Annotated in this window: 10 protein-coding genes; 6 read left to right on the plus strand and 4 right to left on the minus strand. The window is 52.4% G+C overall.

Going from position 1 to position 12,567, the window contains the following annotated elements; all coding sequences use genetic code 11:
* Window positions 1–208 precede the first annotated feature (208 nt).
* From EL633_RS17075 to EL633_RS17095, 4 genes are all read left to right on the plus strand, one after another.
* Window positions 209–1,195 (plus strand): prenyltransferase/squalene oxidase repeat-containing protein, encoded by a 987-nt coding sequence (locus EL633_RS17075; RefSeq protein WP_126628343.1) that lies wholly within the window; start codon window positions 209–211, stop codon window positions 1,193–1,195.
* 205 nt (window positions 1,196–1,400) lie between these two features.
* Entirely contained in the window at window positions 1,401–2,036 is a 636-nt protein-coding gene (locus EL633_RS17080) for a TetR/AcrR family transcriptional regulator (RefSeq protein ID WP_126628344.1), read from the plus strand.
* Between the two features lie 15 nt (window positions 2,037–2,051).
* Complete coding sequence (locus EL633_RS17085) at window positions 2,052–2,888, plus strand: alpha/beta fold hydrolase (protein ID WP_126628345.1); 837 nt, start codon at window positions 2,052–2,054, stop codon at window positions 2,886–2,888.
* 637 nt (window positions 2,889–3,525) lie between these two features.
* The gene (locus tag EL633_RS17095; protein WP_126628346.1) at window positions 3,526–4,308 is read left to right on the plus strand and encodes an alpha/beta hydrolase; all 783 of its coding nucleotides are present in this window, start codon (window positions 3,526–3,528) and stop codon (window positions 4,306–4,308) included.
* 171 nt (window positions 4,309–4,479) lie between these two features.
* On the opposite strand, the gene EL633_RS17100 is transcribed toward EL633_RS17095, so the two are convergent.
* From EL633_RS17100 to EL633_RS17110, 3 genes are all read right to left on the minus strand, one after another.
* Window positions 4,480–6,240, minus strand: a complete 1,761-nt coding sequence (locus tag EL633_RS17100; RefSeq protein WP_126628347.1) for an ATP-binding cassette domain-containing protein — start codon at window positions 6,238–6,240, stop codon at window positions 4,480–4,482.
* Window positions 6,237–8,033: an ABC transporter ATP-binding protein gene (locus tag EL633_RS17105; protein WP_126628348.1), complete on the minus strand. Its 1,797-nt coding sequence runs from the start codon at window positions 8,031–8,033 to the stop codon at window positions 6,237–6,239. Before EL633_RS17105 ends, EL633_RS17100 begins: the two co-directional genes overlap by 4 nt.
* 612 nt (window positions 8,034–8,645) lie before the next feature.
* Window positions 8,646–9,794: a HEAT repeat domain-containing protein gene (locus EL633_RS17110; protein ID WP_126628349.1), complete on the minus strand. Its 1,149-nt coding sequence runs from the start codon at window positions 9,792–9,794 to the stop codon at window positions 8,646–8,648.
* Window positions 9,795–10,012: 218 nt separating this feature from the next.
* Here EL633_RS17110 and EL633_RS17115 point away from each other — a divergent pair, with 218 nt between their 5' ends.
* The gene (locus tag EL633_RS17115; protein ID WP_126628350.1) at window positions 10,013–10,771 is read left to right on the plus strand and encodes an immunity protein Imm33 domain-containing protein; all 759 of its coding nucleotides are present in this window, start codon (window positions 10,013–10,015) and stop codon (window positions 10,769–10,771) included.
* 300 nt (window positions 10,772–11,071) lie between these two features.
* Here EL633_RS17115 and EL633_RS17120 read toward each other — a convergent pair whose 3' ends face one another.
* The gene (locus tag EL633_RS17120; RefSeq protein ID WP_126628351.1) at window positions 11,072–11,656 is read right to left on the minus strand and encodes a GNAT family N-acetyltransferase; all 585 of its coding nucleotides are present in this window, start codon (window positions 11,654–11,656) and stop codon (window positions 11,072–11,074) included.
* A 589-nt stretch (window positions 11,657–12,245) separates the two neighbouring features.
* Between EL633_RS17120 and EL633_RS17125 the strand changes: the two genes are divergently transcribed.
* Entirely contained in the window at window positions 12,246–12,542 is a 297-nt protein-coding gene (locus tag EL633_RS17125; protein WP_126628352.1) for a hypothetical protein, read from the plus strand.
* The last annotated feature ends 25 nt before the right edge of the window (window positions 12,543–12,567 follow it).

Below are 12,567 nucleotides of genomic sequence, written 5' to 3' on the forward strand. Positions count from 1 at the left end.
GCTTGATATTAGGGCAGATTATCACCGATTTTAGTGATAAGCTGTCGAGAAAAGAAGTAACTGAGTTTACGGAGGCGTAAGTGGTTTACCCAAGCCCCGCTTCATCGAACCTGGGCGGATGCCAGATGGCTACAGCGAGACAAAATTGGTTTCATGCAAGTGAGTTCACTATCAGTGTCTTTTTCACCAAAGGAAGGAACACCAGCAGATGTCGACACATTTACCCAAACGGCAAGCTTTGCAGCCAACGAGTTCGGCCATACGTTGGCTGCTTGATTCTGATCCTTCGATCCGTTGGCAGGCGATGCAAGACTTGACCGATGCATCCGATGAGGAGGTCGCGACCGAGCGTACAAGGGTTGCGACCGAGGGCGTGGGCGCCCGACTGCTCTCCCTCCAGGCGCCAGACGGACGGTGGGGCGGCGCGGCGTGGAACCGCGGATGGGATTCTACCATGCACGTCCTATCGCTGCTGCGAGAGATGGGTCTCGATCCCGAAAGCTCCGAGGCACGGCGCGCCGTGGGCCTCGTCCGCGATCACGTGACATGGAAAGGATGTGGTCCGCAGGAAGCGGACGACAATCCCTTCTTCGCCGGCGAGGTTGAACCCTGCATCAACGGGCAGGTAGCGGCGAGCGGTGCCTACTTCGGCCAGGACGTTCGGAGCATCGTCGACCGGCTACTTAGCGAACAGCTAGTCGACGGCGGTTGGAACTGCGAGGCACCCAATGGTTCGATGCGGTCGTCGTTCAATACCACGATCTGTGTGCTTGAGGCCCTGCTCGAATACGAACAGGCGAATGGGGGCAACCCGCTGCTGACCGCGGCCCGCCTTCGTGGGCAGGAGTACCTCCTCGAGCGCCGCCTCTTCCACCGACGGTCGACCGGCGAGGTGATCGAGCGAGATCGTATGAGCGACGCCGCGTGGACCCGCTTCGCCTTCCCGACCTGGTGGCACTACGACGTGCTGCGGGGGCTTGAATACCTGCGTCGCGCTGGAGTCGCGCCCGACGAGCGCGTAGCCGAGGCGATCGATCTGGTTGTGTCGAAGCGCGACAGCGAGGGCCTGTGGCCGCTCGAGACCCGCTACCCCGGCAAGATGCTGGTCGAGACGGACGAAGGCGAAGGCCAGCCAAGCCGTTGGAACACCCTCCGTGCCTTACGAGTGTTGGATTGGTATGCAGCACGAGACTAACGTAGATGCCGCAGGAAGGAGACTTACTATTATCATCGGCTGCATGAAAATCAGTCTTACGAAACGAATCATTGTCGTTTGACTCATAATTTGGTTCCGCCCACGAATTGCGCAACGAGCTCTTTTCTTTATGAAAAGAACTCTCTTGACATCCTTCTTCCTCTGTCCTAAGCTTACAACGTAAGTATAGGACAGAGGAAGAAGGATGGCAAAATCTGGTGAGCCGCTCACCCGGCAACGGGTGTTGGAAGCGGCCCTGCACTTGATCGATCAAGAGGGTCTAGAAGGCTTTAGTATGCGCAAGCTTGGAGCTTCGCTTGGTGTCGAGGCGATGTCGCTCTACAACCATGTGGAGAGTAAGCGAGCCCTATTTGATGGGGTAATCGAACTACTCATCAGCCAGGCACCGTTGCCTCTGCCCCCCAATGCAACGCCACGTGAGGAATTGTGGGCCTTTGCTCATGCCTTTCGGGACGTCCTCCGCGCTCATCCGCGTGTGCTTCCGCTCGTGGCTACCAGTCCTCTGCGCACATCGGCCTCTCTTACCATGTTAGATCATCTTCTTGAAACACTCCACCGGGCACAGATTACTGGTATTCAGTCCATCTATGCGCTTCAATGCCTCGTCGGTTTTATTGTTGGACATACCCTGCTCGGCACCGGCACGCAAGCAGTTGCGGGCCTGGAACCAGGGCCAAACGGTCCGACGGTCTGGCAACACTTCCCAGCAGATCACTACCCCAGGCTTCACACGCTCTTGCCAGAGCTTGTACAGTGGCATGCTGACCAGGAGTTTGACTTTGGGTTGCAAGCCCTGTTTCAGGGTTTATTTGAGAGATAGAAAGATAGAGATAGAATGTCAAGAACAGAGGTAAAACACTACAAGGTCGCCAATGGAGATGTGCAACTCGCAGTCAGCGAGACCGGGCAGGGGCAAACGCTCCTATTCTTCAACGGTGGTGGAGCCACACAAGTGTCCTGGAAGCGCATCATTGGCGAGCTCAGAGGGCAATATCGGCTCGTAACCTTCGATTTCCGCAACCATGGGAAAACTACCACCTCGCACAGCACCTCCCTGGAGAGCTTCCTGACGGATGCCGAGGTCATGATGGACAAGGTTGCTTCCGATCGACCGATTCTGGTCGGCTGGTCTCTGGGGGCAGATCTGGCTGTCTGGTATGCATCGAGCCATCCAGGAAGGGTAGCAGGATTGTTTCTCATTGACGGTGCGTTACCGGTCAATCTTGTCAGCGATCCTGATGATGTCAGACGCCGACTCAATACGCCAACGATGCGCATTGGACCTTTGCTCATGTACCTGGTTGGTATGGGCTATCGCCTCACGCCTGACGAGTATGCAACCCTCACCATTGAGCTCAATAGACGCCGCGAGCAGCTTCTTTCGGCCTATGAAAAGCTCGACTGTCCAGTTGAGCTGGTTCTTGCAGCGAAAACAGCCGGGGAAAAGGGAGCGCGCGCTGAGCGAAACAATGCACTGTGGCGGGCGGGGGAGAACAACTCGCGCATCTACACCCAGAGTTGTCTCTCCAGTGGTTGGACGGCACCCATCAACTCCCATTTAAGGAACCGATCAGCCTCGCGCACTCCCTTGACACGTTTGTCGAACGTATTCAGACTGGCTTGCCAATCCCAACTGGCGACGAGCGACCATCACAAACTGCCCCCGCGCTGAAAACACTGCAAAGGGAAGGTAATTGAGCGAGACCCACATACCTCGGCGACCTGGTAAAAGAGCGTGAGGAAGAAATAAGGGATTTTTGTGAGATTTGTCGTAAATCGGAGTAAAGCACAAAAAGCAAAGCGCCTCAACTGTTTTGTAGTACGTTTGAGACGCTTCGCTTAACAACTGAGTGCCGGTGGAGAACCTCTGAACAGACCATGTACTTTTTGGTCAAGCGCTTCCGTTTGGGGATTGTTCTCTGTGCCACATCACTCCTGGGGAGTGTCGAAGCTGGGATCAAAAAAATGTGTTGACTGTAGGAAGAGAAGAGCAAGATCGGAGAAGTTTTTTTCGAAGGGAACGGGTAAGATTAGGAGAAGGAAACATCCATGTATGCTCTGGCAGTATCTATGGTCGCCAAGTGTATGAGGCTATGCGTTCCTGGGATGACGATCATCCTGAATGGGATGCAGAGAAACACGGCGTGGCGGAGCCAGCCGAAATGGGTCGTCTCTCGTGACCTCAGAGCAACTGAGGCTATCTTTTGCCAACAGTTTTTGCTGAGAACTCTGGCATAGCTCCTGCGGGCATATCAAAGGAGCCAGGACCAACAGAATCTCGGTGGCATGATAAACCTAAGGAGGCATATATGAGTGAACAGTATCCACGGGCAGCCTTGTTTGGCACAGAGGAGCGAACGCTCTTCTCTACTATCCGTGGTCGGGAATATCACTTGTCCGTCGCTCTTCCGGACAGCTACAAGACATCTACACAGGCGTATCCCGTGATTTATGTGTTAGACGGTGATTATAACTTTGGTGTGGCGGCTGGGTTGACGCGCTTTAGCAATTGGTTCAGGAAAGTACCTGAGCTTATCATTGTCGGCATTGGCTATGACATGGAAACCTCTGATGAATTCGCTGCGTTACGAGACCTTGATTTCGATATTCCCGGAGTGCCCGGCGCCTCTAGCGAGAGTGTGTCGCACCTCTTTTTAGATGCCCTTACGCAGGAGATGATCCCTTTTATTAATGCAAACTATCGCACCATTCCCTCGGATCGCTGCCTGCAAGGCTATTCGTCGGGTGGCTTCTTTGTGCTCTATACGTTGTTCCGTCAGCCGGATGCCTTTCAGCGCTATATCTCCGGCAGCGCGATTCTGAAATCCACCTACGATTATTGGATTCATCACGATACGCAGTTGGCTGCCCACAATGGCAGCAATCCGATTCAGCTTTACCTTTCCGTAGGCGAGTTGGAGGAGGATGACATTCCGAACTTTCGGCGATTTGTTACCTTCTTAGAGCAGGGCAACTATCCTGGTTTGACGGTGAGCAGCGAAATCTATGCCGGTGAAGGTCACGGTTCCGAGGGGATTGCACTTACCTACCTGCATGGAATCGCCATGGTGTACCCACAAGTTGAACGATAGCAGCTTGATGGAGAATCCTTTTGTTAAGCGAAAGGGGCTGCCGTCCAAAGGCAGCCTCCTTGTATAACCGAAGAAGATACTGCGTCACCTCGTCATATTTTTGCAACGGGAATTGGAACCTTGGTGGGATGCGTGGTCTACGCATCCCACCAACCTTTTTGCCTCCTTGCGCTAGATTTCACCCACCCATAAACGCTGCATCTCCTCGCATGTTGCCAGCAATTCAGCCAGCGTGCCCTCAGCCTCTACATACCCATCCTTCAGGACGAGAATATGATCTGCGCGGCGTAGCGCTGCTTCGCGGTGGGAAACTACCAGGCAGGTGCGCTGCTCGTCCGCGCAGATACGTTGCCAGAGCTGCCGTTCTGTTTCGACATCGAGGGCGCTGGACAGATCGTCAAACACCAACAACTCAGATGGACGCGCAAACATGCGAGCCGCGGCCGTGCGTTGAACTTGCCCACCAGAGAGCTTGATGCCCTTGGGACCGATCACCGTCTCCAGGCCATCGACCAGCGTCTCCACGTCCCGTTCCATCACCGCCGTATGGATTGCCTGCTGGACCTGGCTCTCGTTGAGCGGCAGGCCGAGGGTGATGTTCTCGCGCAACGTCGTGCTGAGCAAGGTAGGCGTTTGCCTAGTATAGGCGCTGTGTGGTGGTAGAAAGAACACCGTTGGATCGTCCACCATAGCACCATTCCAGCAGATTTCACCCTCCTGCATCGCTAACAAGCCGAGCAGTACCCGCAACAGCGTCGTTTTGCCGGAACCGATGCGCCCGGTAATCACCATAAACTGACCACGCTCCAAACGTAGATCAATGTTCCTGATTCCCCGCTCAGTACCCGGATAGGCATAGCTTAGATTGTGGACCTCCAGTTGTTCTAAACGCTCTACGATCTGGGGCATCCTCATTGGTGTATCGAACGTTGCCGCCTGCTGGTAGCATGATCCAGGAGTAACAAGCGTGGCCGGCGTGGCTCCGGGCATGAGTTCGGTTAAACGCTCCTGTGCCACTGCAAGCTGGCGGTATCTGGTCATCTGTCCAATCACCTCATCACTGAAGCGGCTAATCGTGTCCCCCATATAAGCCATAAACAAGGTGAGATCGCCGATGGTAAAATGGCCGGTTCGCAAGGAACTGCCAGCCAGCAGCAGGATCAGGCCCGTACTGATGCCTGCAATGCCTGTGCCGAACACGCCGAGGACCACATTGCTAAAAAGATTCTCGCGTAACGAGGCCACGCGGCGCTGCTCATTCAGGGTATGAAAGCGCCTGATGATATTGGGAGCCGCACTGGCCACCTGAATGGCCTGGACCACGCCAAACATTTCGACGAGGTAGCTGCTGACTGCGCTGAACGCCTCGCTGCTCTTGCGTCGGTAGTCTTCAACGCGTTTGCCCAGCGTATTGACGATGATATTTCCGAGCAGCAATGGGAGAACGGTGATAACTGTGATCTGTATATTGATACGCGCCATAATGAACAGCGCAACCAGCGTCTCAATGCTCATGCCAAAGACAAAGGCGCACATTATCAGAAAAATGCCAGGGCTTCTACAATCCTTCTGAAAACGGTTGATCATATCGCCGCTATCACGAGGCAAGGCGGCGGCTCCCGGCTGGCTCAGCAGATGTTCCAGCAGATTCGTACGCAAAAGCGTCTCCGTTTTGAACATGGGGAGGCGCTCGGTGAGCTGGACCGCCATCAGCACGGTCACCCGTGCCAGCAGATAGCCCAGCATCAAGCCAAGCAAGCCCCAGATAGTGACGTCGAGCTGCCTATGCTGCGTCAGGTGATCAATAATCTGTTGTACCAGCAGTGCTGGTGCCAGTGGCAGGAGTCGGCGCGGCAGTTGGAGCAACACCGTCCAGAGGTAATTTTTGCGCGTGAAGCAGAGAAGTCGCCAAACAAAAGCGTGCGTTTTCATGCCAACATGTCCTCCGCGTTCATCATTCTTAACAAGTGGTTGTAGTGAGATGTCGGGTCGCAGGCAAGCGCTGCCCGCGTGTTGCACTCCAGGACGCGCCCATCTTCGAGCACCATGATGTGATCCACGCTCTCGACTGTACTGAGGCGGTGGGCGATGACAAGCGTCGTGCGCCCGGCCATGAGGCGCCGTGTGGCCTGGGTGAGGATCTTCTCGGTCGCGGGATCCAGGCGCGAGGTGGCCTCATCCAGAAGCAGCAATTGTGGTTGTTGCAGAAAGACCCGAATACACGCCAGCAGTTGGGCCTCGCCCGCAGACAGCCCGCCGCCATCACTGCTCAGTTCTGTATCCAGACCTTGTGGTAAGCGCTCGTACCACGTGCTCATTCCCAATTGCTCTATTGCCTCCAGGATGCGCTGGTCAGGGATCGTGTCCGCAAAAAAGGTCACATTGTCGCGCAACGTGCCCTGAAAGAGCTGCACTTCTTGCGTCACCAGCCCAATGCGTGCGCGCAGATCGTCCAGGCGCGCCTGGCGAAGATCCTGCCCGCCCAGGCATACAGATCCAGATGTGGGATCGTAAAAGCGCGTGAGCAAACGCATGAGTGTTGTTTTGCCGCTGCCAGTGCGTCCGATCAGTCCCACCACTTCGCCTGCTGCCAGTTGGAAAGAAATGGTATGCAGCACAGTTTGCGCGGCCTCGTAGGAGAAGGAGACATTCTGGAAGGTGAGAGCCAACGCGCCTGTAGGAAAGGTCACGCCCGGACCATCCTGGACACCGCTTTGCGTCTGGTAGATTTCGTTGATACGCTCGATGCTGGCGCTCGCTTGTTGCAGCGTCCCGAGTTGCTCAGCGATATCAAAGGCATGAGCAAGCAATTGAGCGGTATAGGTCAGAAGCAGGACGAGCGTGCCGAGCGAGATCATACCCTGTACAAACAAGGAGGCGCTCAGGATCAGCACAATCAGCATGCTGATCACGTCCAGAATCAAACCAGTGCATTCAAAGCCTGCCCAGAAGACAATGCTCTTGATCTCAGTCGTATTCTCCCGGCGTTGCAAGTGGAAATAGCGGCGCATCATATAGTGGGCCGCGCCACTCGACGTGACATCTTCCAGGCCATGAAACAGCTCACCCCAGAAGCCGCTCAGCTCGGCCTCCGCCTGCCAGTGTAATGTGTAGATAGAGGTCGCCCGGCGTTGCACGTAGACAAAGATGATGTTGCTCAGAATGAGATACACACCCAGAATCGCGCCAAACCAGACATTCTCGCGTGCTATCAACACCAGTATACCCAGCATCAAGATGCCGCTACCCAGGATGCGAATAACAAATTGCGAGAAAAAGGTGACCAACGTTTCCACATTGCTATCGACCCGTTCCAGCAGTTCACCAGGTGTGTGAGCGGCATGGAAGGAGCGATCCAGGTTCAGACAATGTCGTGTCAGATCGGCGCGCAACTGGTTGGTGGCGTTCCAACCGACATCTTCAGAGAAGTAGGTGGCGAAAGCTGCGACCAGCCTGCTGCTCAGGGCAACACCAAGGTAGAGCAGAGCGATGATGCTGAGCGCCTGCATACGACTGTCGCTTTGAAGCGTATCAATAAATGTTCGAATAATCTGCGGTCCCAGCAGTTCTAACACGATACTGCCGATGAGTAAGAGCGCCATAACGCAGGCCCGGAGCCACTGCGGTCCCAGGTAGGTCGCGAAGAGTGTCCCATACTGCTGCAATGTGACCCGCGTTGGTGAATGACGGGCCTTGAGGGACTGGAAGACGTGAGAAAGTTTCATCGGTTCCTCTAACTTTCCATGTTCATGAGAAAGCAGCAAGAGCAACCGCTGGGATGCATCCGAGAAAGATGTGCTTCATCCAGGTAGGAGGGAAGGGAGGATGCAAAGCAGTGTCTATAACACGCAAACACCCGCACCGGTTGCACTGCTGCACACGCTGGTGAGAGTTGCGGTCTACCGTTCGTTTAGGGAGGTTATGGACCGCACAGAATGGAGGCGCACGCAGGCAAAAAGGGCAGAGTAGCCCCCTGGGCCACGGCTGCGACTTTGCCATACGAGCTTTGTGGCAGAACGCGCTTCTGTGCGATGAGCATTGATGCGTCTCCAAATTGGGTAGAAAATGGTTAAACAGGAGTATAGAAGTGAGTATACACGATCATTTCTCCTATTACAATACGAGACGATATAGACACTTATGCGCCCAGACCGGGAACAGGAGAAATGGGGAGAAAGAACTAACGCTCCAGGTTATCACGCTGATAGCTGAGACAATGAGAAGAGCTTTACGCTGTTTCCTCTCATAGAGGTTCACATACGAACTATAAGATGAAAACAAGAAAATAGCCTGTGTGTGAACCTCTATGAAAATGCTACATTAGCATGTGAGAAGATTTAATAGTTGAATACTTTTTGACCGGCGAGAAAAGCTCCTACATATTCTCGACCCCAAACTGACGGAGGAGATGGGTTGAACCTGGGATCAAAAAAGTTACCAACGGTAAATGACATTCCCCATTCCCAAAGATCCTCCGTTTCATAGATGGCGGTTAGCGCGTCCTTCTGAAGATCAGAAAGGTCAGTTACAGTCATCGTGTGCGTAATTTTCTTGCCCTCCAGGGCAAAGAAGAGAAGGTTGTTGACAAGCGTTTGACCGTTCCACGTATCACTATGTCGAACATTATGGATAAGGATAGGCGTGACGAGAGGAGCGATAGATAGACCGATACGGCGCAGGGCACTACTTACGTAAGCGCCTAGATTAACGTTTGCGAAGGAAAGTCTACCGAAGCGTTGTTTCACTGCCAAAGGGAGCTCATAACTTTGGATGAGCACTTTGAGTGCCTCTTGACTCGTCTGTTCTCGCAGACAAAAAGTACTGCTGATCGCGGTCGCAATCTGTAGCAGGGGATCCGTTTCTTCCTGGAGTGTGTTGTGAAAAAAGAGCACCGCTTCCTCATCATTGCGTGAAAGCATGCCCAGACTCAAGATGAGGCTGGCCTGTACAGAGGAATCCTTTTCTCTCGTGAGGTGTTCTTTCATGATTGGTATGACTTGTTCTGCGTGCGATTGGCAACGTGAGAGTGTATGGGCTGCGCTTTCCCTGATGGTTGGATCAGGATCATGTAACAACCATATATATGTTGGATATCCATCGCTCACGGCATTGCTGGCTGCTTGCACCCATCCGAGCTCTTCCGTGATTTGCTTTTGCATCTCTGGTGTTTCTCGTCGTGCTGCTTCTTTCACATGAACATCGGCATAAGAAGCTCCACGTGCAATGGTGGCGAGGTAATAGAGTAATTGATCCCTATTGAGTACATCTGGTGCTTTTACTAATTCACAGAAAAAAGGAACGACGAACGCTGTCGAACTATACACAGTTCCTTGATGGATGACATTAAACCAGAGTTGCTCTAATGTATCATCGCATACGTGTTGCACTGGTGAGGCAAGAGCCCGAATTAAATCGGGGACGTTACTGGCTTTCCCATAGGCATGCTCTAACGTGTCCCATGGAACGGAGTTGAGGGTTTCTAGCATCGCTAGACTCTTTTCTTTGTTGTAGGAAAGAACGAAGAGAGGAAATTTCTTCGTTCATTGCATATCTCTATTATAATACAATTATTATTGTTAAGATACAATACGTTCCATGACTATTAGTGGCTGTTATGAGTATGCACATACGTATTTATCTGTACATAATCATTAACGAGCTTGTTTTGTAGCGTATGGGAACCGGACTTTGTGAGATTGGAGACATGATGCAACTTCATTTTCGTAAAGATGAACAACACGTGCGTTGGGTCTATACAGACGGCTTACGCATGCTTGGACAGCGCGAGCTCGCGACCCAGATTTCCTGGCCTGAGCACGATCCGCGAGAAAAGCTCCTTATTGATCTGCTTCGATTTCTTGAAGATTATCTGAGAAGTCAACCCAGGCGCATTTTGCCGGGACAAACGCTTCGCTATGGCTGGACGATGTTGCGTTTTGTGAATGACGAGTATCAGCTGAGTGGCGCTGGCGCGGATACGTTATTGATTGAGGAAGAGAAGCATGCTTTCACTCATGATGATCCATCGTATGGTATGGGTGTCGCTCATACGCTGACATTACTGCAACTCCAACACGAAGTGATGCGGCGCAATCATATCACTGGCCTGGGAGACCATCCCTCTCCTGCGCATATTGCCCTCACCTGTGCACGCGTGAATCCTGAGACGATCGCACATCTTCGTCCCATTATGGCCCATCGAGCCTGGGAACCTACTGCCCGTGAGAGTGGTTGGTTCATTGGCTGTTGTGACCATGATCATAACCATGACGATCCCGCTGAATTAGCCACCATTCACCTGCGTCATCTGGTGGAGTCTTTCCCAGGCTTATTTCCATATATAACGATGCCAGTTGGTTACCAAATTTTCTTTGAGGAACATCAGGCCGTCATCTTCCATCCTGGCGAACAATATGGTCAGGTTGATCCTGAAGGTCTTCTTACCTCTCTTTCTTTTTCATAACAATGAGCGAAAACGTATCACAGGTATACTTCTCCCATTAACTTTGAGGCATTTCCAAGCTTTGACTGAGGGAGATCTATGGTTAGATGTCGTAGGGATGTAGTACCAATATAATTCAGCTCGTTCTCTCGACAACCTTTACCCACTGCGTCCCGAACTGGAAGAGCAGTCAGACTGTTTGGGGTTTCCCAGTCGTTTGCTGATCATCTCGGCCCGCTCTGTCTTTGAGCATCTTGCCCTTGCTATAAGCACGCTCCAGGCAAGAGAGCAGGTCTCTTGCTGTAATGGGCAGGTGGGAAGCTACCAGCCCAGGGCGAAGACTACATGTTCCGTATCCAGATCCGGACGCCGGATCAATCCCGCTCGTTCAGCAGTACGGATAGAGGGGAGATTGTTTGCTCTTGTGCGAGCGACGATAGGCCACTGGGGAAGATAGGTTCGGGCCAGGCTCACAGCCGTCTGCGCTAGTTCGGTTGCGTATCCCTGCCCCCAGGCACTGGGCGTAAACCGGTAGTAGAGATTGAGCACGTCTCGATCACGCCAGACTCGATGTTCTACTCCCCCAAAACCGATGATCTTTTCCTCTTGTTTGGGGGTAACGGCCCAGTACCCGAAGCCAAAAGTTTCCCAGTCGCACAGGCATCCTCGCAACATCTCTTCGCTGGTCGCCAGGTCTGGATGCGGACGAGCCGGGCTGCAGTGGTAGGTGGCTGGATCACCATGCACCGCAAACATCGCTGATCCATCGGTCGGCTGTAAGCGACGCAAGGTCAGCCGCGTTGTTTGTCGCCAGGACCAGATGGATGTCAACTCGCTCGGGGCGTGTCCCAGAGATTCACCTGAGGCTTTGTCCGAATCCTGTTCGTTTGTCTCCCACTGATCCATCCTCGTTCTCCTAAGTATTCTTGTTCGGATTTTCTTTGAGAAATTCTATCCCTTTTTTCTTCCCAGAGCAAGGGTGTCGCTCCAATCTATCCGGTCTCCTTCTCGGTCATTCACCTCGCAGCTCGTTGCGCATCCCGTGGGAAAGCAAAGCTATATTATCGTAGAAAACAGTCGTTTTCTCTGTCTCGAAATCAGCCGGCTTCTGACATACATAGTTCAGCTTTTTCTTCAATGTGGCGGGTCAGGTTTGTGAACATGCATGTTGGGATGTGATCCGTCTCAAAAAATGTGTCACCGTCAGAATCTCACGTTTTTACAACGGAGATAAGTATCTTGCATATGCAGAAGAGGTGGATGGTATCACCAGGGGTGCTCGCATGAGTCTCTTCTTTTCCTGACAGTTACTCTCATTTCACAAAACATTACTTGAATATACCTGGTAGATTATCGAAGTCTTTTATGCTATTATATGGCTGCATATTGATTTTAGTTCGATGTACTAATTTTATGCATTTAAAACCCCAGTGGCTATTTTTGCTCAAAGATGTTACAAAACATGTCATTCTATCCTGGCTTGTAAAGGAGGGATATGGATAAATTTACTGTTTCTCCCGCGATGCTACGCGAAAAGGCACGGCTTATTCGTACACTGCTTGAAGAAAGTCAAGCGAACCATCAGCAACTCTGGACACAGATTTCGGCAAATGCTGGGATGCTTCCTCACAATTTAGCTGCCAGTCATTCCTCTGCCAATAGTTCCTGGCACACGGCTGTTCATGCACACTATGAACACTATCATCAACTCGCATTGAACATGGAAAAAGCTGCTGATGCCTATGAAAAGGGTGATCATACGGTGAAAAATCTTTTTGACTATTCTGGCTAAAGAAGCAGCAACGTAGTCCTATTTG

This window comes from Dictyobacter alpinus, from assembly GCF_003967575.1.
Taxonomy (GTDB): Bacteria; Chloroflexota; Ktedonobacteria; order Ktedonobacterales; family Ktedonobacteraceae; genus Dictyobacter; species Dictyobacter alpinus.